The 25,219-nt window shown below is 66.0% G+C and carries 20 protein-coding genes, 2 tRNA genes and 1 pseudogene; 13 read left to right on the plus strand and 10 right to left on the minus strand.

Features of this window, described 5'->3' with window-relative positions; genetic code table 11:
- Positions 1-55 precede the first annotated feature (55 nt).
- The 8 genes from sbcB to AO057_RS10395 all read left to right on the plus strand — a co-directional run bounded on the left by sbcB (position 56) and on the right by AO057_RS10395 (position 7,766).
- Positions 56-1,504 (plus strand): exodeoxyribonuclease I, encoded by a 1,449-nt coding sequence (sbcB, locus tag AO057_RS10360; RefSeq protein ID WP_057675608.1) that lies wholly within the window; start codon positions 56-58, stop codon positions 1,502-1,504.
- An 8-nt stretch (positions 1,505-1,512) separates the two neighbouring features.
- Positions 1,513-3,447, plus strand: coding sequence for an excinuclease ABC subunit UvrC (uvrC, locus tag AO057_RS10365; RefSeq protein WP_057675611.1), 1,935 nt, complete (start codon positions 1,513-1,515; stop codon positions 3,445-3,447).
- 50 nt (positions 3,448-3,497) lie between these two features.
- A complete protein-coding gene (gene pgsA / locus AO057_RS10370) occupies positions 3,498-4,064 on the plus strand; it encodes a CDP-diacylglycerol--glycerol-3-phosphate 3-phosphatidyltransferase (RefSeq protein WP_057675613.1) in 567 nt (188 codons plus the stop codon).
- A gap of 12 nt (positions 4,065-4,076) precedes the next feature.
- Positions 4,077-4,982, plus strand: a complete 906-nt coding sequence (locus tag AO057_RS10375; protein ID WP_057675615.1) for a DMT family transporter — start codon at positions 4,077-4,079, stop codon at positions 4,980-4,982.
- A 323-nt stretch (positions 4,983-5,305) separates the two neighbouring features.
- Complete coding sequence (locus tag AO057_RS10380) at positions 5,306-5,578, plus strand: HU family DNA-binding protein (protein ID WP_057675617.1); 273 nt, start codon at positions 5,306-5,308, stop codon at positions 5,576-5,578.
- A gap of 17 nt (positions 5,579-5,595) precedes the next feature.
- Positions 5,596-5,671: transfer RNA gene (locus AO057_RS10385), tRNA-Val, on the plus strand.
- 59 nt (positions 5,672-5,730) lie between these two features.
- Complete coding sequence (locus AO057_RS10390; protein ID WP_057675619.1) at positions 5,731-7,662, plus strand: SurA N-terminal domain-containing protein; 1,932 nt, start codon at positions 5,731-5,733, stop codon at positions 7,660-7,662.
- 28 nt (positions 7,663-7,690) lie between these two features.
- Positions 7,691-7,766: transfer RNA gene (locus AO057_RS10395), tRNA-His, on the plus strand.
- Positions 7,767-7,845: 79 nt separating this feature from the next.
- Here the strand turns inward: AO057_RS10395 and AO057_RS10400 are convergent.
- Positions 7,846-8,820, minus strand: coding sequence for an NADPH:quinone oxidoreductase family protein (locus AO057_RS10400; protein ID WP_057675621.1), 975 nt, complete (start codon positions 8,818-8,820; stop codon positions 7,846-7,848).
- Positions 8,821-8,953: 133 nt separating this feature from the next.
- On the opposite strand from AO057_RS10400, the gene surE reads away from it, so the two are divergent.
- The 5 genes and pseudogenes from surE to AO057_RS17505 form a co-directional block, all read left to right on the plus strand.
- Entirely contained in the window at positions 8,954-9,724 is a 771-nt protein-coding gene (surE, locus tag AO057_RS10405; protein ID WP_057675622.1) for a 5'/3'-nucleotidase SurE, read from the plus strand.
- Positions 9,721-10,542, plus strand: coding sequence for a protein-L-isoaspartate(D-aspartate) O-methyltransferase (locus tag AO057_RS10410; protein WP_057675624.1), 822 nt, complete (start codon positions 9,721-9,723; stop codon positions 10,540-10,542). Before surE ends, AO057_RS10410 begins: the two co-directional genes overlap by 4 nt.
- A gap of 11 nt (positions 10,543-10,553) precedes the next feature.
- Positions 10,554-11,423 carry a peptidoglycan DD-metalloendopeptidase family protein gene (locus AO057_RS10415; protein ID WP_057675626.1) on the plus strand — a complete coding sequence of 290 codons (870 nt, stop codon included), beginning with the start codon at positions 10,554-10,556 and terminating at the stop codon, positions 11,421-11,423.
- Between the two features lie 28 nt (positions 11,424-11,451).
- Positions 11,452-12,426, plus strand: coding sequence for a sigma-70 family RNA polymerase sigma factor (locus tag AO057_RS10420; RefSeq protein ID WP_082605509.1), 975 nt, complete (start codon positions 11,452-11,454; stop codon positions 12,424-12,426).
- Between the two features lie 178 nt (positions 12,427-12,604).
- Positions 12,605-12,763, plus strand: a pseudogene (locus AO057_RS17505) (3'-5' exonuclease); the annotation flags it as partial.
- Positions 12,764-12,780: 17 nt separating this feature from the next.
- On the opposite strand, the gene AO057_RS10425 reads toward AO057_RS17505, so the two are convergent.
- From AO057_RS10425 to AO057_RS10465, 9 genes are all read right to left on the minus strand, one after another.
- Positions 12,781-13,866 (minus strand): HD domain-containing phosphohydrolase, encoded by a 1,086-nt coding sequence (locus tag AO057_RS10425; RefSeq protein ID WP_057675628.1) that lies wholly within the window; start codon positions 13,864-13,866, stop codon positions 12,781-12,783.
- Positions 13,856-16,675: a PAS domain-containing hybrid sensor histidine kinase/response regulator gene (locus AO057_RS10430; protein ID WP_057675629.1), complete on the minus strand. Its 2,820-nt coding sequence runs from the start codon at positions 16,673-16,675 to the stop codon at positions 13,856-13,858. Before AO057_RS10430 ends, AO057_RS10425 begins: the two co-directional genes overlap by 11 nt.
- Before the next feature lie 51 nt (positions 16,676-16,726).
- Positions 16,727-18,481 carry a methyl-accepting chemotaxis protein gene (locus tag AO057_RS10435; RefSeq protein WP_057675631.1) on the minus strand — a complete coding sequence of 585 codons (1,755 nt, stop codon included), beginning with the start codon at positions 18,479-18,481 and terminating at the stop codon, positions 16,727-16,729.
- Entirely contained in the window at positions 18,478-21,012 is a 2,535-nt protein-coding gene (locus AO057_RS10440; protein WP_057675632.1) for a putative bifunctional diguanylate cyclase/phosphodiesterase, read from the minus strand. The genes AO057_RS10435 and AO057_RS10440 overlap by 4 nt, the downstream gene beginning before the upstream one ends.
- A gap of 31 nt (positions 21,013-21,043) precedes the next feature.
- On the minus strand, positions 21,044-21,232 hold the full coding sequence (locus tag AO057_RS10445; protein ID WP_057675634.1) for a hypothetical protein: 189 nt from the start codon (positions 21,230-21,232) through the stop codon (positions 21,044-21,046).
- Between the two features lie 10 nt (positions 21,233-21,242).
- Positions 21,243-22,775, minus strand: a complete 1,533-nt coding sequence (locus AO057_RS10450; protein WP_057675636.1) for a methyl-accepting chemotaxis protein — start codon at positions 22,773-22,775, stop codon at positions 21,243-21,245.
- A gap of 274 nt (positions 22,776-23,049) precedes the next feature.
- Positions 23,050-23,439, minus strand: a complete 390-nt coding sequence (locus tag AO057_RS10455; RefSeq protein ID WP_057675638.1) for a roadblock/LC7 domain-containing protein — start codon at positions 23,437-23,439, stop codon at positions 23,050-23,052.
- A gap of 28 nt (positions 23,440-23,467) precedes the next feature.
- Positions 23,468-24,010, minus strand: a complete 543-nt coding sequence (locus AO057_RS10460; protein WP_057675640.1) for a hypothetical protein — start codon at positions 24,008-24,010, stop codon at positions 23,468-23,470.
- Position 24,011: 1 nt separating this feature from the next.
- The gene (locus AO057_RS10465) at positions 24,012-25,211 is read right to left on the minus strand and encodes a globin domain-containing protein (RefSeq protein ID WP_057675641.1); all 1,200 of its coding nucleotides are present in this window, start codon (positions 25,209-25,211) and stop codon (positions 24,012-24,014) included.
- Between the last annotated feature and the right edge of the window lie 8 nt (positions 25,212-25,219).

Below are 25,219 nucleotides of genomic sequence, written 5' to 3' on the forward strand. Positions count from 1 at the left end.
GCACGGGATTGTGCCCGCTTTGGCCATCGTCCAGAGCGCGGGGCACAATCACGCGATGAGCCCGAATCACACTTTTCTCTGGCACGACTACGAGACCTTCGGCCTGAGCCCGCGCCGTGACCGGCCCGCGCAGTTTGCCGGCATCCGCACCGATGCCGAGCTGAACGAGGTGGGCGAGCCGGTGATGATCTACTGCCAGCCCGCCAACGACTATCTGCCCGACCCCGCCTCGTGCCTGATCACGGGTATCACCCCCCAGCAGTGTCTGGCGCGCGGCCTGCCCGAGCACGCCTTTGCCACCCGGATCGAGCAGCTGCTGGCCCAGCCCGGCACCATCGGCGTGGGCTACAACACCATCCGGTTCGACGACGAAGTCACGCGCTTCATGCTGTGGCGCAACCTGATGGACCCCTATGCGCGCGAATGGCAGAACGATTGCGGCCGCTGGGACCTGCTCGACGTCGTGCGCATGGCCTATGCGCTGCGGCCCCAGGGCATCCAGTGGCCACGCCACGGCGATGGCAAGCCCAGCTTCAAGCTCGAAGACCTGGCGCGCGCCAACGGCCTGCTGCACGAGTCCGCGCACGATGCCTTGTCCGACGTGCGCGCCACCATCGCCCTGGCGCGGCTGATCCGCGCCGCGCAGCCCAAGCTGTTCGAGTTCTGCCTGGGCCTGCACAAGAAGGATCGGGTGGCGGCCGAGCTGGGCTTGCCCACCAGCGCGCAGGCGGCCCAGCCCTTTTTGCATGTGTCGGGCATGTTCCCGCCCGAGCGCGGCTGCCTGGCCATCATGTTCCCGCTGGCGACCCACCCGAGCAACAAGAACGAGTTGCTGGCCTGGGATCTGGCGCATGACCCCAGTGAATTGGCCCTGCTCGACGTGGCCACGCTGCGCCTGCGCCTGTTCAGCAAGACGGCAGAGCTGCCCGAAGGCGTGCAGCGCCTGCCGCTCAAGTCGGTGCATCTCAACAAATCGCCCATGGTGGTGCGCCATCTGAAGACCTTGACGGATGAAATGGCCGCCAGGTGGGGGGTGGACATGGACGCGGCGCTGCGCAACGCCGAGCAAGCGCGCGGCCTGCCCGACATGAGCGCCATCTGGCCGCAGGTGTTTGCGCGCCCCGAGGAAGCCGCACCCGACGTGGATGAAGACCTCTATGGCGGCTTCATCGGCAACGCGGACCGGCGCCGGCTCAATCAGCTGCGCGTGCTCGATCCCGCCGAACTCGCCCATCGTCGCGCCGGCTTTGACGACCACCGGCTCGGCGAACTGCTGTTCCGCTACCGTGCCCGCAACTTTGCCGAAACCCTGAGCGCCGAAGAGGCGCAGCGCTGGCAGGCGCACCGGTCGGCGCGCCTGCTCGACGGCGAGGCCGGCGCCCGCTCCGTGGATGAGTTCCTGGCCGCGCTGGACACCTGCGCGCAGACGGCGGATGCGCGCGGTGGGCAGATCCTGGCCGACCTGTCCGAGTACGCGCAGGCGATCACACCCGAGCCCCTGTAGGCCATCTCATGACGGACGTTCATTCGGAATCCCTGCTGAACGAGGTGGCGGCGCTGCCTTCGCTGCCCGGCGTCTACCGCTACTTCGACGCCGAGGGTGGCCTGCTCTATGTGGGCAAGGCGCGCAACCTGAAGAAGCGCGTTTCCAGTTATTTTCAGAAAAGCCACGACGGCACCCGCATCGGTCACATGGTGGGCAAGATCGTGCGTCTGGAGACCACGGTGGTGCGCTCCGAGGCCGAGGCCCTGCTGCTGGAAAACAACCTGATCAAGACGCAGCACCCGCGCTACAACATCCTGTTCCGGGACGACAAGAGTTATCCCTACTTGAAGATCACCGTGGCCCAGCCGTCCGACGGCCAGGCCGCCCCGGCCTGGCCACGCGTGGCGTACTACCGCGGCGCGGTGGAGAAGAAGCACCACTACTTCGGCCCTTACCCGAGCGCCTGGGCCGTGAAAGAGGGCATCCTGCTGCTGCAGAAGGTGTTCCGCCTGCGCACCTGCGAAGACACGGTATTTGCCAATCGCACGCGACCCTGCCTGCTGTACCAGATCAAGCGCTGTTCCGGCCCCTGCGTGGGCCTGGTGAGCCCCGAGGCCTACGCGCAGGACGTGGCACATGCAGAAGGCTTTCTGCGTGGCGAGACGCAGCTGGTGCTGCAGCAACTCGAGGGCCGTATGCAGGCGCATTCGGAAGCGCTGGAGTTCGAGCAGGCGGCCGAGCTGCGCGATCAGGTCGCGGCGCTCTCCAATGTGCTGCACCAGCAGAGCATGGACAACGTGGACGACCGCGACGTGGACATCCTGGCCGTCAAGGTGCAGGGCGGACGCGCCTGCGTGAACCTGGCCATGGTGCGCGGCGGCCGCCACCTGGGCGACCGCGCCTATTTCCCCGTGCATGTGGAGGATGCCGCCCTGCTGGCCAGCGAGGACGACAGCGGCGCCGTGCCGGTCGAGGTCCAGGTGCTGGAGGCCTTCATCGCCCAGCACTATGTGGAGGTGCCGGCCGTGCCCACGTTGATCACCAGCGAGCCGGTTGGCAAGGGCCTGATCGAGGCCCTGTCGCAGCAGACTGGCATCAGGATCCGCGCCGTGCACCAGCCGCGCGAGTTGCGTCGCAGCTGGCTGGAGATGGCGCAGACCAATGCCGCTCTGCAACTGGCCCGTCTGCTGGCCGAGGAGGGCTCGCAGCAGGCGCGCACACGTGCGCTGGCCGAGGCCCTGGCCTTACCGCAGGACAGTCTGGACGAGTTTCGCATCGAATGCTTCGACATCTCGCACACGGCGGGCGAATCCACCCAGGCGTCCTGCGTGGTGTTCCATCACCACAAGATGCAGAACAGCGAGTACCGGCGCTACAAGATCGATGGCATCACGCCGGGGGACGACTACGCCGCCATGCGGCAGGTGCTCACGCGGCGCTACGCGCGCCTGGCCCAGGCCCTGCGTGAAGGCGGTGAGGGTGAAGGCGGCATGGCCACCGAGGGGACCGACCGCCTGCCCGATCTGGTGCTGGTTGACGGCGGCAAGGGCCAGGTGTCGATGGCGCGTGAGGTCTTCGAGCAGCTGGGCCTGGACCTGGGGCTGATCGTCGGGGTGGAAAAGGGCGAGGGCCGCAAGGTCGGCCTCGAAGAGCTGGTGTTTGCCGACGGGCGCGAGAAGGTCTACCTGGGCAAGGACTCGGCGGCGTTGATGCTGGTGGCGCAGATCCGCGACGAGGCACACCGCTTTGCCATCACCGGCATGCGCGCGGCCCGCGCGCGCGTGCGCACGGGCGGCAGCAAGATCGAGGAGATCCCCGGTGTCGGTCCCAAGCGGCGCGCCCGGCTGCTGCAGCGCTTTGGCGGCGTGCGCGGCGTGGCGTCTGCCAGTGTCGAGGACCTGGCCTCGGTGGACGGCATTTCGCACGAACTGGCCGAGGCCATTTACCGCGCCTTGCACTGAAGCGTCGAGCGATCGCGGGCGGGTCTGCAGGCCATGCCACAATCAGGTCCATGTTTTTCACCATCCCCACCCTCATGACCTGGACGCGCATCGTCGCGATCCCCCTGATCGTGGGGGTGTTCTACCTGCCCCTGGAGCCCGCCACGCGCAACCTGATCGCCACGGTCATGTTCGTGGTGTTCGCGCTGACCGACTGGCTCGACGGCTACCTGGCGCGCAAACTCAACCAGATTTCCTCCTTCGGCGCTTTCCTTGACCCGGTGGCCGACAAGTTCCTGGTCTGCGCCAGCCTGCTGGTGCTGGTGCACCTGCAACGCGCCGATGTCTTTGTGGGGCTCATCATCATCGGCCGCGAGATCGCGATCTCGGCCCTGCGCGAATGGATGGCCCAGATCGGCGCCTCACGCAGCGTGGCCGTGCACATGCTGGGCAAGGTCAAGACTACGGTGCAGATGGTGGCCATTCCCTTCCTGCTGTTCGACGGCATGCTGTTCGGCCTGATCGATACGCACCGGTGGGGCACCGGCCTGATCTGGCTGGCGGCCGTCCTGACGGTCTGGTCCATGGTCTATTACCTGCAGAAAGCCCTGCCGGAAATCCGTGCCCGCGTGAAATGAAGCCTGGACGCGATGAGTCACCGCAGCGACAGTGAGGCCCTGCTGCGGGCCATGCCGCTGGTCTTCGTGCTGATCTGGAGCACCGGCTTCATCGTGGCGCGCTACGGCATGCCCCATGCGCCGCCACTGGGTTTTCTGGCCTGGCGCTACGTGCTGTCCATCCTCTGTTTCCTGCCCTGGATCCTGCTGGCCCGCGTGGCCTGGCCGGCCACGCGCACGCAATGGCTGCATCTCTCCGTGACAGGGGTGCTCATGCATGCGGGTTATCTGGGCGGCGTGTGGGCGGCGGTGAAGGCTGGCATGGGTTCGGGATTGGTGGCCCTGGTCGTCGGCCTGCAGCCTGTGCTGACCGCCATCTGGCTGTCGGCGCGCGGCTCCTCGGTCACGGGCCGTCAATGGGCCGGGCTGGCGCTGGGCTTTGCCGGACTGGCGCTGGTGGTGGCCCGCAAGTTCGGGCAAGGCGGTGAAGCCGACCTGCTCAATTTCTCGCTGGCGGTGCTGGCCCTGCTGAGCATCACCACCGGCACGCTTTATCAGAAACATTTTGTTGCGCCTTGCGATGTGCGAAGCGCCAATGCGGTGCAGCTCATCGCGGCACTCGCAGTCACACTGCCGCTGGCTCTGGTACTCGAGACCGAAACCCTGCGCTGGACACTCATGACCGGCAACGTGAACTGGGAGCTGGTCGCGGCCATGGCCTGGTCGGTGCTGGGGCTGACGCTGGGCGGCAGTTCACTGCTTTACCTTTTGATACAGCGTGGCGCAGCCACCAGCGTGACCAGCCTGCTCTACCTGGTGCCCCCGACCACGGCCCTCATGGCCTGGCTGCTGTTCAATGAGCCGATCACACTGCTGACCATCACGGGGACGGTGCTGACGGCAGTTGGCGTGAGCCTGGTGGTGCGGCCAGCGCGCTGATGCGGTGCGCCATCCGCTCATGCGGGTGAGTGGCAACTACGGGACTCTTTCTCTGCGGCGAAAAGTATTGACGCACCGGACGAGAAAAATTTATTTGTGAAGATCAGCGGGGAGGAGCATGAAAAATACGTCTAGAATTCGCCCCCGCGCTGTTGTAATGCCGCATGCCATGTTGACACGGGTACCATCCCTCGCTCTAATCGCATGCAGCAGTGCAAGCTGCAGGCCCAGCCACCCGACACCGGTTCGCCCGACCGGACCGGCAAGCCAAAATTTCTGACAAGACACACTGACCAACGCAGTTTCCATACAAGGGGATATTTGTGAACAAGACCGAACTGATCGAGCACATCGCCAAGCATGCCGACATTTCCAAGGCCGCCGCGACCCGCGCTCTGGAGTCCACCATTGGTGCCGTCAAGACCACGCTGAAAAAGGGTGGCTCCGTTTCCCTGGTGGGTTTTGGCACTTTCGCCGTCGGCAAGCGTGCCGCCCGCACCGGCCGCAATCCCCGCACCGGCGCAGCGATTAAAATCAAGGCCGCCAAGGTGCCGAAGTTCCGTCCGGGCAAGGCCCTGAAGGATGCACTGAACTGACCTGACCTGTTTCGGTGGGGTGCTTAGCTCAGTTGGCAGAGCGGCTCCTTTACACGGAGTAGGTCGGCGGTTCGACCCCGTCAGCACCCACCATCCAGGCAAAGGCGAACACACTGTTCGCCTTTTTTCTTTTTTTGTTGGAGAGCGCTCCCATGTTTGACTACGTACGCAAGCACACCAAGATCATGATGGTCGTCCTGTTCCTGGTGATCATTCCGTCTTTCGTGCTGGTCGGCATCGATGGCTACACCCGTTTCCGCGAGCAGGACCAGACGGTGGCCCGCATCGGCAGCGTCGAGATCACCCGTGGCGAATGGGAGGCGGCGCACCGCGAAGAGATCGAGCGCGTACGCCAGCTGATGCCCACCATCGATGCCAAGCTGCTCGATTCCGAGCAGGCGCGCTACGGCACGCTGGAGCGTCTGGTGCGCGAACGCGTGCTGGCGCAGGCCGCACAGGCGGCCCACCTGGGTACCAGCGACGCACGCCTGGCGCGCGAACTGCAATCCATCCCCGCCATTGCCGAGCTGCGCCGCCCCGATGGCACGCTCGACATGGAGCGTTATCGCCAACTGCTGGGCCGCCAGGGCATGAGCCCCGAGATGTTCGAAGCCCGCATGCGCAGCGACCTGGCGGCACGCCAGGTGCAGGCCGGCGTGGCTCAGACCGCCTTCATCCAGGCCGTGCCCGCCGATCTGGCGCTCAGCGCCTACTTCGAGCGGCGTGAAGTGCAGCTGGCACGTTTTGCCGTGGCCGATTTCGCCGCACGCGTCAAGCCCGAAGACAGCGAGCTGGAAGCCTTCTACCAGGCCAACCAGGCCCTTTTCCAGGCGCCCGAGCAGGCCAGCATCGAGTACATCGTGCTGGACATCGATGCCGTGCGCAAGACGATCAAGCTCAATGAGCAGGACGTGCGCAGCTATTACGAGCAGAACGCTGCGCGCCTGAGCGGCCCCGAGGAGCGTCGTGCCAGCCACATCCTGATCTCCGCGGCCAAGGACGCCTCCGCCGCCGAGCGCCAGAAGGCGCGCGAGCGCGCGCAGGAGCTGCTGGCCCAGGCCCGCAAGGCGCCCGACAGTTTTGCCCAGCTGGCGCGCAAGCACTCGCAGGATCCGGGTTCGGCCCCCAACGGCGGCGACCTCGACTTCTTCCCGCGCGGCGCCATGGTCAAGCCTTTCGAGGAGGCCGCCTTTGCCCTGAAGAAGGGCGAGATCAGCGAAGTGGTCGAGTCCGACTTCGGCTTCCACGTCATCCGTGTGACCGACATCAAGGCGCCCAAGCAGAAGAGTTTTGTCGAACTGCGAGCCAGCCTGGAAGAGGACCTGAAAAACCAGCAGGCGCGTGCGCGTTACGCCGAAGCCGCCGAAGCCTTCACCAACGGTGTCTACGAACAGTCCGACAGCCTCAAGCCCGTGGCCGACAAGCTCAAGCTCGAGATCCAGACCGCCAGCGGCCTGGGTCGCCAGCCCGTGCCTGGCGCCAAGGGCGTGCTGGCCAGCGCCAAGTTCCTGGAGGCGGTTTTCAGCCCCGACAGCGTGAACAACAAGCGCAACACCGAAGCGGTGGAGATCGCCCCCAGCCAGCTGGCGGCGGCGCGCATCACCCGCCACACGCCGGCGCGCACGCTGCCGCTGGCCGAGGTGCGCACCGTCGTGCGCGAGCGTGTCGTGCAGGCGCGTGCTGCCGAACTGGCGCGCCAGGAAGGCCAGCAGAAACTGGCGGCCTGGAAGGCCAACCCGGCGGGTGCCGCCGCGGCCACCACCCAGGTGGTGTCGCGCGACCAGACGCAGAACCTGCCGGCGGCCGTGGTCGACGCCGTGCTGCGTGCCGATACGGCCCAGTTGCCGCAGTGGGTGGGGGTAGACCTCGGTGCCCAGGGTTATGTCGTGGCCCGCATCATCAAGCGCGTGGAGCGTGTTGCCCCCGCGGCCGATGCCCAGCGTCAGGACCGCGCCCAGTACGCCCAGTGGTGGATGCAGGCCGAGGGCCAGGCCTACTACCAGCTGCTGCAGGAACGCCTCAAGGTGCAGATCAAGGTGCCGCGCCCGGCGAATGCCCTGCCTGCGGCACGCGGCGCCTCGTGAGCGACTGAGTTATAATTTCCGCCTTACGGTGGCTGTAGCTCAGTTGGTAGAGTCCAGGATTGTGATTCCTGTCGTCGTGGGTTCGAGTCCCATCAGCCACCCCAAATAAGAAAATGCCCGCATGCGCGGGCATTTTTGTTTTTAGCGTCGTCGCAAAACGGCATGCGCCACTTCGCACGCGCTTCAGTTCACCAGCACCAGCTTGCCCTTCACGTCGCGCGCCCCCATGCGCGCGTAGGCGGCCTTGAGTTCGCCCATGGGCAGGGTGCTGTCGATCACGGGTTTGACCAAGCCCCGCCCGTACCACTGGGCCAGGGCCATCATCATGGCGGCGTTGGCCTGCGGTTCGCGGCGCGCGAATTCGCCCCAGAACACGCCAACGATGGAGGCGCCCTTGAGCAGGGGCAGGTTCAGCGGCAGCTGGGGAATCGGGCCGGCGGCAAAACCCACCACCAGGTAACGACCGCGCCAGGCGATGGAGCGCAGGGCCGGCTCGGCCAGGTCGCCACCCACGGGGTCGTAGACCACGTCGGGGCCCTTGCCGCCGGTCAGGGCCTTGAGCTGTTCGCGCAGGTCCTGGGTGCTGTAGTTGATGGTCTCGTCGGCGCCGATGGTCTTGCACAAGGCGCACTTGTCGTCGCTGGAGGCGGCGGCGATCACGCGCGCACCCATGGCCTTGGCGATCTGGATCGCGGCGGTGCCCACGCCGCCGGCCGCACCCAGCACCAGCACCGTCTCACCGGCCTGGAGTTGGGCCCGGTCCACCAGCGCGTGGTGCGAGGTGGCGTAGGTCATGATGAAGGCCGCCGCATCGGTGAAGGGGAAACCCGCGGGCAGCGGCAGGCACAGCGCAGCCGTCGCCAGGGTGTGGGTGCCGAAGCCGCCGGTGCCCGAGAGGCAGGCCACGTGCTGGCCGACCTTCAGGTTCGTGACGCCCTCGCCCAGGGCTTCGACCACGCCGGCGTACTCAGCGCCCGGCACGAAGGGCAGGGGCGGCTTGATCTGGTACTTGTTCTGCACGATCAGCAGGTCGGGGAAGTTCAGGCTGGCGGCCTTGATCGCCACCAGCACCTGGCCGGGACCGGGCTGCGGGGTGGGTTGTTCCTTCCACTCGAGGGCGTCCACTCCGGTGGGGTCGGTACAAAACCATGCGTGCATTCCGTGTCTCCTGTTTTCGTGCTGAAGTGCGTCGGGCATGATACGTGCAGCGCTATTTTTCGTGTTGTCTCTCGCGTGACGCAAGTCAAGACGGACAGGCCGGCCACCTACAATGGGCCCAGACATGCCAACCATGAAAATCCTGATCTCCAACGACGATGGCTACCAGGCGCCCGGCATCGTGGCGCTCTACGAGGCGCTGAAAGACGTGGCCGAGGTCGAGGTGGTGGCGCCCGAGCACAACAACAGCGCCAAGTCCAATGCGCTGACCCTGCATTCGCCGCTCTACGTGCACCGCGCGGCCAACGGTTTTCGCTACGTCAACGGCACGCCGGCCGACTGCGTGCACATCGCCCTGACCGGCCTGCTGGGCTACCGGCCCGACCTGGTGGTCTCGGGCATCAACAACGGCGCCAACATGGGCGACGACACCATCTATTCCGGCACGGTGGGCGCGGCCATGGAGGGCTATCTCTTCGGCATCCCGGCCATCGCCTTTTCGCAGACCGAGAAGGGCTGGAAGCACCTCGACGCCGCTGCCGCCCGGGCGCGCGAACTGGTCGAGCAGATGATCGCTCACCGCACCGGGGACGCGCAGCCCTGGCTGCTCAACGTCAACATCCCCTGCCTGCCGCAGGCGGAACTCAAGTCCGTCAAGGTCTGCCGTCTGGGGCGGCGCCATGCGGCCGAACCGGTCATCACCCAGACCAGTCCGCGCGGCGAGACCATGTACTGGATCGGTGCGGCCGGCCCGGCCATGGACGAGAGCGAAGGCACCGACTTCCACGCCACCGCCCAGGGCCACGTCTCGGTGACGCCGCTCAAGGTCGACCTGTCCGACCACGAGCGCCTGGGCTACTGGGCGCAGTCCATGGCACAGCGCACGGGCAAGGGGCCGGCATGAATGCGCGTCCGCGCCCCGGCTTCCCGGTGCGGCTGGATCGACCGGCCGCCGCGGCCGCGCGCCCCGCTTTGCCAGCGGCGCAGCGCAGTGCGCCGGCAGCCCTTGCGCCTGCCGCTCAGCCGCGTCCTGGACGTGCTGCCCCCACGCCGCAGGGCCTGGGCCTGGACTCCCAGGCGGTGCGCCTGGCCATGGTGAAGAAGCTGGCGGCGCAGGGCATCACGGATGCGCGCGTGCTCGAGGCCATGGGCCGCATCGAGCGACATCGTTTCGTCGACACGGCGCTGGCCACGCAGGCGTATGAGGACACCAGCCTGCCCATCGGCCTGGGCCAGACCATCTCCAAGCCCGGCGTGGTGGCGCGCATGGCCGAACTGCTGCTGGCCGGCCTGGACCCGCGCAAGGGCGAGCCCATGGGCCGGGTGCTGGAGATCGGCACCGGTTGCGGCTACCAGGCCGCCGTGCTGAGCCTGCTGGTGAAAGAGGTCTACAGCATCGAGCGCCTGCGCGGCCTGCATGAGAAGGCCCGCGAGAACCTGCGCCCGCTGCGTCTGCCCAATGTGCACCTGCTGTTCGGCGACGGCATGGCCGGTTTTGCCCAGGGGGCGCCCTATGCCGGCATCATCGCGGCGGCGGGCGGCGAAGCGGTGCCGCAGGCCTGGATCGAGCAGTTGGCCGTGGGTGGGCGCCTGGTGGCGCCGGTGGCCAGTGCTGCTGGTGGCGCCCAGGCCTTGCTGGTGCTGGACAAGACCGCGGCCGGGGTCCAGCACACCCTGCTTGAGGCAGTGCACTTTGTCCCCCTAAAATCGGGCATCGCATGAAGGAATCATCTATGACGGGCTATTCGCGACGAGCAGGGTTGTTGGGTTTGCTGGTGGCTGGCATGCTCCTGGTGGCGTGCGGCACGAGCCCGACCAGCCGCGCCCCGGTCGAGGAGCGGCGCACCGCCGTGTCCAGGCCGGTGATGGATCCCAATACCGTGGCTGTCAAGCAGCCGCCGGGCTTCGAGAACGCCGGCAAGGTGGGCTACTACACCGTCAAGCCCGGCGAGACGCTGATCCGCATCGGGCTGGAAACCGGGCAGAACTGGAAGGACATCGCCCGCTGGAACAACCTGGAGCAGCCCAACCAGATCGAGGTGGGGCAGGTCTTGCGCGTGACTCCGCCGGCCACGGCCGTGGCCGCCACCACCGAGAGCAATGGTGTCGTGACCCGGCCCATCAGTTCCGCCAGCATCGCTTCGGGCCAGGTCCAGCCTGGCCAGACGTCGAGCGCAGCGGCCAAGCCGTCGGCCGCAGCAGCGGCCGCAGCGGAGCCTGCAGCGGCCGCCGAATCCGGTCTGAGCTGGATCTGGCCGGTGCCTGGCCCGGTGCTGGCGGGCTTCGACGAGCTGAAGAACAAGGGCCTCGACCTGGGGGGCGCGGCTGGCGAACCGGTGCTGGCCGCGGCTGAAGGGCGTGTGGTCTATGTCGGCGCCGGCCTGCGCGGTTACGGCAACCTCATCATCCTCAAGCACAACAACACCTACCTGACGGCCTACGCGCACAACAAGACGCTGCTGGTCAAGGAGGACCAGGCCGTGCGCAAGGGCCAGAAGATCGCCGAGATGGGCAACAGCGATGCCGACCGCGTGAAGCTGCACTTCGAGGTGCGACGCCAGGGCAAGCCGGTCGATCCGCTCAAGTACCTGCCGCCACGGTAGGTCCTATCGCAAGCCGTGAGGAACAGTCATGCCCCGACGCTCCCTCCACGGTAAAGACGACGCGCGCAACGCAGCGTCGCTTGACGGCCGCGCGGCGGCCTCTGCGGCCGACCCCGACGCTCCCGCCCCGGCCGCAGCCGAACTGGCCGCCGATTCCGGCGACGCACTCACCGCCTATCTGCGCCATGTGCGCCGCACCGAGCTTTTCACGCCCGAGCAGGAGTACGAGACGGCCGTGCGTGCGCGGGCTGGCGACTTTGCCGCGCGCCAGAGCATGATCGAGCACAACCTGCGCCTGGTGGTCAGTATCGCCAAGCTCTACCTGGGGCGCGGTGTGCCGCTGTCGGACCTGATCGAGGAGGGCAACCTCGGCCTGATGCACGCGATCGAGAAGTTCGAACCCGAGCGCGGTTTCCGCTTCTCCACCTATGCCACCTGGTGGATACGGCAGTCGGTGGAGCGCGCGCTGATGCAGCAGGGGCGGATGATCCGTCTGCCCGTCAACGTGGTGCGCGAGTTGCAGCAGGTGCTACGCGCGCGCCGCGAGCTCGAGAACGACGCTGCCTTCGTGGCGCGCCGCCCCGAGGGGGTGCGTGTCGAGGACGTGGCGGATTTCCTGCGGCGCGACGTCCATGAGGTCGCCGAGTTGCTGGCCCTGGCCGAGACGCCGCGCTCGCTCGATGCCTCTCTGGATCGCGTGGATGGCGAACAGACCCTGGGCGACACCGTGGTGGACGAGCTGGCCATCGATCCCAGCGGCATCACGCAGGCGCACGAGGTCGAGCGCCTGCTGGAGGACTGGCTGGCGAGCCTGTCGGCGCGCGAGCGCGAGGTGCTGGAAGGGCGCTACGGTCTGCACGACCACGAGCCCGAGACCCTGGACGTGCTGAGCCAGCGTCTGGGCCTGACGCGCGAGCGCGTGCGCCAGGTACAGAACGAGGCCCTGTTCAAGCTCAAGCGCCACCTGGCCCGCCGAGGCATCACGCGCGAAGCCTTGTTGTGAAAGTGCTGGGGTAATATCTCCGCACGGTCTCTCCGGTACTTGTCTTCGACATCGAATCCATCCCCGATATCGCCGGTTTGCGGGCGCTGCGCGACGTGCCCGCCGACAGCACGGACGAGCAGGTCTACGCCAGCCTGGCTGGCCGAGCGCAAGGAAAAGGGGTAGAGCGATTTCATGCGTGATGAACACCTACCTGCTGTACTGCCGCTTCCAGAAGATGCGCGGTGGTCTGCTGGAGGCCGAGTACGACCGTGAGATCGCGCTGGTCAAGGAGACATTGGGGAATCTGTCACCTGTTGAGACTCACTGGGATGAGTACTTCAAGGCTTGGGACTGACCCGACGGGCAACGGCGTCACTGTGGCTCTGCCGGATCGGCATTGGAATCGAGAATGGCAAGGATTTCCGCCAATCGGAATTCGAAATGAGTCACCACGGCGGGATCGAAGTGCCTGCCGGAATTTTCCTTGACGAAAGCCACGGCTTGTTCAACCGGCCATGGTTTCTTGTAAGGTCGGCTGGATGTCAAGGCGTCGAATACATCCGCGACGGCAACGATACGACCAGCCAGCGGAATGTCCTCGCCTGCCAAGCCCCTGGGGTAACCCGTCCCATCCCATTTTTCATGGTGGCTCTGGGCTATGGTGTGTGCGAGGTTGAGCAACTCGGATTCATTCCCGGACATCATGTCGGCACCGATGGTTGTGTGGGTTTTCATGATCTCGAACTCGTCCGGTGTCAGTCTGCCAGGTTTGAGCAGGATGGCATCGGGAATCCCTATCTTTCCGATGTCATGCATCGGGCTGGCGTGCAGCATCAGCTCACACATGGCCTCCGTCCAGCCCATGCTCCTGGCAAGCAGTGCCGACACCTGGCTCATCCGGATGATGTGCAGGCCGGTTTCATTGTCACGGTATTCGGCCGCACGGCCGAGGTGGCGTACGACCTGCAGGCGGGTCTTGCGTAACTCTTCGGTACGGGCGCGAACCATCTCCTCAAGCACCGATTTCTGGTCATGCACCAGGCGATGGGCGAGATGAACGTCGATGAGATTCTTCACCCTCATCAGCAGCTCAAGCCGCTCGAATGGCTTGCCAACAAAGTCGCGTGCACCGCCAGCCAGCGCCCGCAGCAGGTAGTCGCGACCATGCTGCGCGGTCAGGACGACGATCGGTGGAAGTAGAGGGTCGTTCAGCGCCTTGAGCTGTGCCATGACCTGATAGCCATCCAGATGGGGCATGTTGATGTCCAGCAGGATCAGGTCCGGGCGTGCCTCGCGGTAACGGGGGAGGACCTCGCGCGGGTCTTGCACCAGTGTCAGCTGGGTGTAGCCCTGGCTGCTGAGCATCTTGTCCAGTAACTTGAGATTGCTCGGTTCGTCGTCAACGACCAGGATGCGGGCCTGGGCCGCGAGGGACGCGGGCGTCTGTTCAGTTTCCATTGTTTGCTGCGCCTGGCTCGCGCGCCAGGCAACTGTCGATGGCGTTGAGGAACTGCTGCACATCGACGGGTTTGGTGAGGTAGTCGAAAAAACCAGCCGACAGACCACGTTCGATATCGCGGGGCATGGCGTTTGCGGTGATGGCAACAACCGGTATGTCTTTCAGGAACGCACTGGCCTTGAACACCTTCAACACCTGGAAGCCATCCATGCCGGGCATGTTGATGTCCAGCAGCACCAGTGCCGGCCGGTGAGCCAGGGCCAGTTCAATGCCCAGCTCGGGCGTATGGGCGGTGAGCAGACGGACATGTCGGCGCAGACCGAGCATCTGCGTCATCAGTTTGAGATTGGCCGGATTGTCGTCAATGCAGAGGATCAGATGTTCGTGGGCATGGGGATTGGCAAGGTGTGCGCCGTTCGGGCTGGCAGGCGCCGCAGCGGCGCGATGGCGCTCAGCGGCTTCGGACGGCAACTCGATCCAGAAACTGCTTCCCACCCCGACTTCACTGTCGACACCAACAGTTCCCCCCATCAGTTCAACCAGCTGACGGGTGATGGTCAGTCCAATGCCGGTGCCCTCCACAGTGCTGTACTCGGCATCCAGGCGGTTAAAGGGCTGGAACAACTCGGCCATCCGGTCAGCGGGGATGCCCATGCCGGTGTCAGCCACGGCAAGCCGCAAGCGGCCTGCCTCGGCCGGGCGGGCTGTGATGTAGATGCTTCCCGCTCTCCGGTTGTATTTGACTGCATTCGACAACAAATTCAGCAACACCTGCTTCAGCCGAAAGCGGTCGGCGCGAACGACCATGCCCGCAGAGACCCCCAGCTTGAAAGTCAACTGTTGAGTCGTCGCCAGGGGCTGGATCATCTGCCAGGCTTCATGCAGCAGATCCAGCAGATCAACCGACTCCAGAGACAGATCGATGCGTCCGGATTCGATCTTGGCCAGATCCAGCACCTCGTTGATGAGGTTGAGCAAATGTCGCCCGCCCTTGAGGATTTCGCGCACGTTTTCCTGCTGATCCTCATTCATGGACGGGTCGTATTCCAGCATCTGCGCAAAACCCAGAATGGCGTTCATGGGTGTGCGCAACTCATGGCTCATGCTGGACAGGAAGACCGACTTGGCTTGGTTGGCTTGTTCAGCGGCCTTGTTCGCATCCAGCAGCGCGGCTTGAGAAGCCTTCTGCGTGGAAATGTCGCTGTGAATGCCGATCATGCGTATGGGCTTGCCCTCTGCGTCACGGGCGACCACGGTGCCTCGGCAAAGTATCCATTTGTACCCGCCATCCTTGCAGTGCAGGCGAAGTTCAACCACATAGAAGGGAAGCTTGCCTGCCAGGTAATCCTGCAGGTGCTGCTGCACCCGGGCCAGGTCATCCGGGTGGACGCTGGTCACCCAGGCATCGATGGTGGGGGGCAATTCACCCTTTTCATAGCCCAGCATCGCTTCGTAGTGCCCGGAGAACGGCATCTCGCCCGTGCGCATGTTCCAGTCCCAGATGCCGTCGCCTGCGCCTTCCACGGCAAAAATAAAGCGCTCCTCGCTGAGCCGGAGTTTTTCCTGAGCCTCCACGTAGTCGGTAATATCCTGCACCGTGCCTGTCATGCGCAGCACCCGGCCATCGGCATCGATCTCGGCGCGGGCCAGTTCCTGTACATGGCGCACCGTGCCATCAGGCTGGATGATGCGATGTACCACGTCATGGACGCCCGTCTGCTCGGCCCGCTTCTCACTGTCGCTGACCAGCGCCCGGTCATCCGGATGCACCGCTGCATGGAAGGCGGCGACACTGGGTTTGAAGGTGGCGGGATCATGGCCGAAGATGCGGTAGATTTCCTCCGACCAGAAGAGTTCGCCACTCAGTACATCGGCCTGCCAATGACCCAGACGGGCCAGGGACTGTGCCTCGTGCCGACGCTTTTCACTTTCGGCGAGCGCTGTTTCGATCTGCTTGCGCTGGTGGATATCCTGCACCACGCCGAGCATGTGCTGGGGCCTACCGGACGCATCGCGTTGCACGTCACCGCGTTCCAGCAGCCAGCGTACGGTCCCGTCCGGCCACAGCACCCGGTGTTCAATCTCGTAAGGTCCCTGACCCTGCACGCAGGCGTTGACGGCGTCAAGTACGGCCTGTCGATCCTCCGGGTGAATGGCGTTGACGAAATTTTCGTAGGAGGTCTCCAGCGCGCCTGACGCATGACCGAACAGGGGGGCGATCCGATCCGACCAGTACAAGGCCCCGGTCTCGATGTTCCAGTCCCAGGTGCCGATGTTCGCGTACGTCTGTCCGCGTCGCAGGCGTTCCTCGCTCGTGCGCAGGGCTTCCTGGCTCTGCTTCAGGCGGGTGACATCAGTGCGGATGGAGATGTACTGGTAGGGCAGGCCTGTGGCGTCCACAAAGGGAATGATGCTCGACAGCACCCAGTAACGCTGACCGTCCTTGCGCCGGTTGCAGATCTCCCCGTTCCAGATCCGGCCCTGACTGATGGTGTGCCACATCTCGGCGTAGAGCTCGGGCGCATGGTCGCCGGATTTGATGATGCGGTGGTTGTTCCCCAGCAATTCGGCCGAGGTGTAGCCGCTGATGTCGCAGAACTTGTCATTCACATAGGTGATATGGCCTGCCGCGTCGGTGATGCTCACGATGGCGTGGGCATTGATCGCCATGAGATGCTGGTCGCGTTCATAGAACACATCGTGGATGGCCGTCGGCAGATGGATCGGGCAGTCCGGATGGGTGCGGGCCAGCAGTGCGATCTCGCGTACCAGGGCTTCGGTGGGGTGTTGCGGGGGGGGCGGCGACATTTGAAGGCGAAGGGCTGGCAGCAAAAACGGGGGCCGAGAAAAAGTATGGTTTCAGAAGCTTTCCCACTCATCCTGGCCCTGCGGTTGCGAGCCGGGCCGGGGGGGCGCAGTCGGGGCGGGCGCGCTCAGGGCGCGTGGCTGGGCGGCGGCGGGCCGTGACACGGCGAGGCCGGGGCGGCGCCCGGCTGCGATGGCCGGGCGCGGTGGTGTTGCGCTCACGGGCCGGGTTGGCTGCGGCGACGGCGTGGTGCGGCTGCCGGCCTCCTGTGCCAGCTTGAACACGGCCACGGTCTGCACCAGCTCCTGCGCCTGGCCCTTGAGGCTCCCGGCGGCCGCGGCCATCTCCTCCACCAGCGCGGCGTTCTGCTGCGTGACCTGGTCCATCTGCATCACGGCCTCGCCGATCTGGGCCACGCCCTGGCTCTGCTCGGTGCTGGCGGCGCTGATCTCGCCCATGATGTCGGTCACGCGACGGATGCTGCTGACGACTTCGGCCATGGTCGTGCCGGCCTCATCCACCAAGGCTGTGCCCTGTTCCACCCGCTCAACGCTGTTGGTGATGAGGGTCTTGATCTCCTTGGCCGCTTCCGCGCTGCGGCCGGCCAGGTTGCGCACTTCGGCGGCCACCACGGCAAAACCGCGGCCCTGTTCACCCGCACGCGCCGCTTCCACCGCCGCGTTCAGCGCCAGGATGTTGGTCTGGAAGGCGATGCCGTCGATCACGCTGATGATGTCGGCGATCTTCTTCGAGCTGTCGTTGATGCCCTTCATGGTGTCCACCACCTGGGCCACCACTTCGCCGCCCTTGACGGCCACGGTGCTGGCGCTTTGCGCGAGCTGGTTGGCCTGGCGGGCGTTGTCGGCGTTCTGTTTCACGGTGGAGCCCAGCTCCTCCATCGAGGCGGCGGTTTGCTCCAGTGCGCTGGCCTGGCTTTCGGTGCGCGCGCTCAGGTCCTGGTTGCCCTGGGCGATCTGGGCGCTGGCGGTGGCCACGGACTCTGAACCGGAGCGCACGGTGCTGACCACCTTGACCAGGCTGTCCTGCATGGCCGACAGCGCCCTCAGAAGTTTCGCCACTTCGTCCTGACCCCGCACCTGGAAGCGGTGGCTCAGGTTGCCTTGCGACACAGCGTCGGCCGCAGCAATGGCCTCATCCAGTGCGCGCGAGATGCCGCGCACCAGGGCCATGCCGAACAGCACGGAGAACAGGAGACCGGCCGTGATGGCGCTGATCGACACGATGCGGATCATCTGGTAGCGCGCATCTGCGGTGGCGTATTCTGCCTGGGCGACGTCGAGCTGCAGTTTTTTCAGGGCCGCGATGCCGGTCCCGACGGGCCCGTACAGCGGACGGATCTTGTCGGTCACGATCTGCTTGACGCCTTCGACGTCGTTGGCGCGCAGCGCAGCCACGGCCGGCCGCAGGCCTTCCCGCACGAATCGGCCACGATCATCGGCAAATTGCCTGGCGATTTTTCCCTCTTCGGCTGTCAGGGTCGTTGCCATATAGTCATCCCAGGTCTTGGTGATGGCTGCAATATTGGCTTCGATCTCGGCCGTGTTGGCCTGGATGGTCTCGGGCGTCGGGGTCACGATCGAAACCGCAATGGCCAGCCGATTGCGCAGCAGCAATCGCTCGATGTCTGCGACCTGTCCCAAAGGGATGGTGCGATCCTCATACACCGTCTTGAGCCCCGCATTGGATTGGCTGATGCCGAACAGGCCCAGCAGTCCGATGCCGATCAATATGACCGACATCAGGCCGATGAGTATGGTGAGCCGTGTGGATATCTTGAGCTGGTTCATGTCTTCTCCTCCTGGGGTGAATCTGTTTTTTGTTGCCTGAACTGCCGGTTCAGCAGCTCATCGAAATCGTTCAGCGGCAGCGGCCGGTGGAACAGAAAGCCCTGGCAGGTGTTGCAGCCATAGAGCGCCAGGCGTTCGCGCTGTGCCTCGGTTTCCACGCCTTCGGCGATCACGTCCATCCCGAGGTTGCGTGCCATGCCGATGATGGTCTGCACGATGACGTCGTCGTTCGGGTCGTCGGTGATGTCGCGCACGAAGCTCTGGTCGATCTTGATCTTGCTCACGGGCAGGGTCTTGAGGTAGGCCAGCGAGGAGTAGCCGGTGCCGAAATCGTCCAGCGAGACGGTGCAGCCCAGTTCCACCAGGGCCCTGAGTTGCTCCAGCGCCTGGCGCGGCTGGGTCATGGCCACACTTTCGGTGATTTCCAGTTCCAGCCAGCAGGCGTGGGCACCGGTGCGCGCCAGGGCCGTGCGCACCTTGTCGCCGAACTGGCCCTGGTGCAGCTGATGCGCTGAAACGTTGACGGACAGGCGCAGGGGCGTGCCGGCACGCTGCCAGGCGGCAATCTGTCGGCAGGCGCTCTCCAGCACCCAGTCCGACAGCGGCAGGATCAACCCTGTCGCCTCGGCCAGGGGGATGAAGCGGTCCGGTCCCACCACGCCCAGCACCGGGTCGTTCCAGCGCAGCAGGGCCTCGGCCCCCTCCAGGCGGCCATCGCGCAGATCGACCTGGGGCTGGAAATGCAGGTTCAGCAGCTGCTCGCTGATGGCGGTCTTGAGCCGTGCGTGCAGCAGCATGTCTTCGTGGGCGCGGCGGTCCATCTCCTGCGAGTAGCAGGCGTAGGCGCCGCGCCCGGCCTGCTTGGCCTGGTACATGGCCATGTCGGCGTAGCGCAGCAGCGTGTCGCTGTCGCGCGCGTCGTCGGGGTAGTAGGCCAGGCCGATGCTGGCGCCGCTGAAGACCTGCTGGTCCGGCAGCCCGAAGGATTCCTGCAGGCACGACAGGATCTTGAGCGCGACGCTGACCGCCTCGTCGGCCTGGTTCACGTCGGGCAGCATCACGGCGAATTCATCGCCGCCCATGCGTGCCAGCGTGTCGCTGGCACGCAGCAGGCCCTGGATGCGACGGCTGGCCTGCACCAGCAGCGCGTCGCCCGTGGCGTGGCCGAAGGTGTCGTTGATGGTCTTGAAGTGGTCCAGGTCGATGAACAGAACGGCTACGCGCTGCCCGCTGCGTTCGGCACGCAGCAGCGCCTGTCTGAGCTGCAGCTGGAACAGCCAGCGGTTGGGCAGGCCGGTCAGCTCGTCGTGCGTGGCCTGGTGACGCAGCGATTCCTCCAGCTTCTTGCGCTCGCTCAGGTCGCGGATGTAGGCAATCGCGTGCGGGGCGCCGCCGACTTCCCAGTAGCCCAGCGAGATGTCCACCGGCTGCAGGTCACCGTCCTTGCGGTACAGCTTCAGGTCCATGATGCCCATGGGACGGCTTTGCGGCGCGTGGAAGTAGTCGAGCATGGACTGGGCGTGCCGCTCGCGCAGGTGCGGAGGCAGGAAGATGGACACGTTCTGCCCCAGCAGCTCCCCAGGCGCGTAGCCGCTGAGCGGCTGCATGGCCGGGTTGGCCAGCACGATCTGCCCTTGCTGGTCCACCCACATCACGCCATCGGGCGCCGCCCTGAGCGTGGCAGTCTCACGCTGGTAGAGCATCTCCAGGCGCTCCAGCGGACGGCGCAGGGCCTCGTTGAAGGTGGCGTGGAAGAGGAAGAGGTAGGCCGCCAGCTGGTAGACATGACCCAGCGCGTAGGGGCCGGCGTGTGTGCGGCCGGCCGAGAAGGTGAAGAACCCCTCGGCCACCACACTCAGGGCCGCGGCGAAGACCAGGGCCATCAGGCATTCGCGGCCCAGCACCTCGCGACGCAACCAGAACACCGCCAGGCTGCACAGGTGCAAGGCGAACAGGCAGGCTTGCAGGCCCACCAGCACCGTGCTGGCCGTGCCTTGCGGGTCGCGCAAGGTCGGTAGCGTATCGGCGTTCGCCAATACCAGGTTGGCGCAGGCAAGGACCAGCAACAGCACGACGCCGATGGCCAGCCGCTTGCGCCCTTGCGTGATGTCGGGCACGGACGGCAGGGCGGCGTACACCAGCAGCGCCATGGCGGCCAGCAGACGGGCCGCCATGGCGAACCAGAGCGAGGCCTGTGCCGTGGCGGCCGGTGCGCCTTCGAGCAGATCGGCGTGGCTGCACAGGTGCAGGAATTCCAGCACGCCGACGCCCAGGAAGACCACGCCCAGCCACACCACGGCGCCCTTGCGCGGGGACATGATGGAGCGGTAGCCGGTGATGAAGATCAGCAGGGCGATCACCACTGTGATCAGGTCGGCGGCGATCTGCCAGTACGGCAACCAGGGCGGCGCGGCGGGCAGGCTGGTCTGCGACAGAAGCCACGCCAGCGGGATGGCCAGGCCCATCAGCGCCAGTCCCAGGCTGAACTGGTAGGGGTGGTGGTGCGGCTGCAGGGCGGGCGGCGTGCTCATGGGGAGGTGAAGGACGTGCTGCGGGCCGGCATCAGCCGGTGCGGGACTGCCGGATCAGCGCCTCGGCCAGTTGCCGGGCCTGCTCCCGGCTGGCCTCATCCGTTTCCTCCAGGTGGTCGCGCAGCAGCAAGGAGGCCTTGATCAGTTCGTCGCGGGCTTTCTGCATGGCCGCAATCATTTCGGCCAGCTTCTGCGGCGGGATGGAGGGCTGGGTGTCCACGGCGTTCGGCTCAGACGGAGAAGACGCGGATGGCGTCCATCAGGCGCTGGGCCTGATCACGCATGCTGCCGGCCGCGGCACTGCTCTGTTCCACCATGGCGGCGTTCTGCTGTGTCATCTCATCCAGCTGCGACACGGCCTGGCCCACCTGCGAGATGCCGATGGCCTGCTCCTTCGACGCAGAGGTGATTTCGGCGATCAGGTCGTTGACGCGCCGCACCTGGCCCACCACTTCGTTGATGGTCTGTCCCGCCTGGGCCACCAGATGCGAGCCGGTATCGACCTTGCTGACCGAATCGGCGATCAGGGCCTTGATCTCCTTGGCCGCGTCGGCACTGCGACCGGCGAGTGAGCGGACTTCTGCCGCCACGACGGCAAAACCCCGGCCCTGTTCGCCGGCGCGTGCGGCCTCCACCGCGGCGTTGAGCGCCAGGATGTTGGTCTGGAACGCAATGCCGTCGATGACGCCGATGATGTCGGCGATGCGCCGGCTGGCATCGGAAATCAGGTCCATGGTGGAGACCACGTTGGCGACGGCCTGACCGCCACGGCTGACAGCCTCGGTGGTGGCGCCGGCGAGCTGGCTGGCCTGCTGGGCGGTGTCCGAGTTCTGCCGCACGGTGGCGGTCTGCTGCTCCATGGCGGCGGCGGTCTGCTCCAGGCTGGAGGCCGTCTGCTCGGTGCGGCTGGACAGGTCGTTGTTGGCGGTGGCGATTTCCTGGCTGGCCACATGCAGTCCGGAGACCTGCTCGTTGACGTCCGAGACCAGCGACTGCAGGTTCAGCCCGGCCTGCGTGATGGCGCGCGCCAGCAGGCCGATGTCGTCACAGCGGTCCAGGCTCGGATCGGTGGCCGCCTCGCCGCTGGCCACCTGCTGGGCCGTGCCGCGCACGCGCGCCAGCGGGCGGGTGACCTGCGCTTCGATGAACAGGTCCGCCAGCAGCAGGCCGAGCGCCAGCCCGGCACCCAGGCCGGCCTGGCCCGCGACCACCAGCAGGGGAACCAGGAGTGCGGCCAGTGCCAGCAGCGGCAGGCGCACGCGCCAGGCCGTGGGCAGAAGCTGCAGGGCGCTGGTCCAGCGCAGCCAGCCGGTGCGCACCACCAGGCCGCGATGGAAGGCCAGGCCCCCGGCCTTGCCTTCGCGAAAGCGCCGGTACAACTCTTCCGCGGCCTGTATCTCTTCACGCCCGGGCTTGGTGCGCACCGAGAGGTAGCCCGCCACTTCGCCGTTGCGGCGCATGGGCGCGGCGTTGGCGCGCACCCAGTAGTGGTCGCCGTTCTTGCGCCGGTTCTTGACCAGGGCGGTCCAGGACTGGCCATCCTTGAGGGTGCGCCACATGTCGGCAAACGCCTCCACCGGCATGTCGGGGTGGCGAACCAGGTTGTGGGGCTGGCCGATCAGTTCATCGACGCGGAAACCGCTGGTGCGGATGAAGGCCGCATTGGCGTACTGGATGTGGCTGGAGGTGTCGGTGACCGACAACAGCGTTTCGCTGCCGGGGAATTCGTATTCCCGCTGGGAGATGGGTAGATTGGTACGCATGAGGCCCTCTAGCTGGTTCCTGGGAGTCGAAAACACATCCCGCGCAGGGCGCCGGATGAGGGTTCAACAAGGCAGGGTCAGGGCCTCATGAGTGGACGGCCATTCGCACGGCCAGTCCTGTTTATTTTTATAGCACGATACCTTGATCGGTATCAATCAAAAAACAGTGTGAAACACCCGATCCCGGGCTTATTAACCACGAATGATCCCGGCCGCCAGTTCGGCCAGCATGCGCCGCGGTTCGAAGGCGCCTGGCGTGCGAGATGCTGCTGGATCATGGGGATGCCGTCAGCCAGCGATTGAGTTGCCGGGCGGTGGTCTGTCCTGCCAGCCGTACTGCTCCGGCGTGAACGGTCTGCCGGCTGCCGATGAGCAGCAGGTGACCGGTGGCCAGGTGACTGAGGTACCACAGCATGTCGTCGCCAAAGATCAGCAGTTCTTCCCGACCGATCGCATGCGGGCCGGCCACCAGCGGTTGCAGGTCGTCCTGCAGGTGCACCGACAGGCTGGCGGCGCAGGCCGCGGGCGTGTCACCCTGGTAGTCACCGACGGCGGCCAGTACCAGGCCGTCGCGGGTGGCGACCACCGCACCGGCCAGCGCCGGGCAGATGGACTCCAGTCGGCCCAGCACATCCAGGAGGGCGGTTTCGTTGATGGAGTCCATGAGGGCAGGCGTTTGCGGGCGGGCTGGCTCAGGCGTGCAAGGGCAGGCTGACCAGCCGGCGTACCAGTCGCAACAGGGCCGGGCTGTCCGCATCGATACGGGTGCGCGAACACAAGTGCAGGACGGTGGCGCCAAGATGCAACGGCGCCACGAGTGCGAACCCCGCATCGGCACCATCGTGACAGCGCGCTGCCTGGTGCAGGCAGGTGTCTTCGGACAGTCCCTGCTGGGCCAGGCACAGGCCGTCGGTGCCCGCCAGCATGAGTTCGGGTGACCCCGGGGCCAGGCTGCGCAGATCTTCGCAGATCAAATCAAATTCATAACGGAAATCGCCCGCGTGGTCGCACGCACGGTCGGTGACCAGCAGGCTCTGGCGCCGGTTCAGTTCGAACAGGGCACGCGAGAGATCGGGCAGTTCCAGGCCGAATTGATCGGCCAGCCGGGCCGGGATCAGCGCAACGCTGTGCGGCAGCCGCAGCAGGCCGGAAAAGACCTTCTGTGCCGGCGACGTGGGCGGACGACCCAGCCACTCCAGCAGGCCTTGCGCTTGGACTTCCAGGTAGCGGCTCACATCAATTCGCGGAAACGGCCGGGCTGGTGCCAGCGGGCGAGGGCGCACGCAAGCCGGAAGCACAGCCCGAGCAGCCGATCTTGCCCAGGCGCCGGTGAAACAGCACCCGGGTTCCGGAGAGGATTTCCTCGCCGCAGTAGTCACACACGCTGTCGACCAGCAAATCCTCTTCGTCAAAGCCTTCGCGCATCACATCGACGCCGCCGATGCGCCGTGGCCAGGGCTCTGACTTCACCATGTCGGGGCGGAAGACTTCCTCGTAGCGCGTCCAGCGGGCGATCTGCTCCGCGCTCAGGCCGTGCGAGCGCAGGGTTTCCTCCATGAGCTGCTGGCGGTAGTCGAACAGCTCGTTGGAGATGATCATCCAGTGGTGCGCGTTGCGTGGCCGGTCGCCCATGTAGACCTTCTCGCCGGTCATGCACTGCTTGAGGAAGGAGAACTGCTTGTCGATGGAGCGGTCCAGGGTCACGCCCTCGAAGAAATGGCGCAAACGCTCGTCCTCGTAGACGCGGGCGTAGAACGCCTCCAGCACCTGCCGTACGACCCGGCCGTCGCCGAGTTCGGCCCACAGGGCGGGATCAGCCGGCGGAGGGCGGATCTCGTTGGCGCCGGTGGCGGCCGCCGGCGCGGGGAAGGGCCCGCGGACATCGAATTCATGGCCGAAGGCCGGTCCGCCGGCGGCCAGCTGCGCGCTGCCTAGCCAGTCCGGGCAGTAAGCCGCCTCGCCCGGAAGCAACTCGGCTTGCAGCAGGAAATCGCCCTCCGCCGGATGGCTGCTCAGTTCGAACTCGGCCTCGCGCGCGCCGGGTGCACCGACCAGGCGCAGACGGTCGCCCCGCTGGTACTTGATCTCGCTGGCCGCTTCAAACTGCAGCACCACGCGCCCGTCCCGGCTCACGCCGGCCTCGGTCAGCATGCAGCGCGTCACCATGTCTGCGGGCCGGCGCGGCTCCAGTTGCGCGTCGGCCTGCGGCTGGTACTTGCAAGCCAGCACATAACCGGCCTGGACCAGATGGTCGGGCAGGCCCTTGCGGGCTTCGGCTGGAGGCGTGGTGTCGCTGCATCGGACCATGCAGGTATGACAGGAGCCGCCCTTGCAGGAGAAGGGGATGTCGGCCCCGACGCGCAGCAGCGCGTCCAGCGCGGTCTCGCCGGGTTGCAGCGCCACGGCATGGGACTTGTAGCGTATCGTCGGATTCATGTCTTTTC

Origin of the sequence: Curvibacter sp. PAE-UM (assembly GCF_001432305.1) — a bacterium.
Taxonomy (GTDB): Bacteria; Pseudomonadota; Gammaproteobacteria; order Burkholderiales; family Burkholderiaceae_C; genus Hylemonella.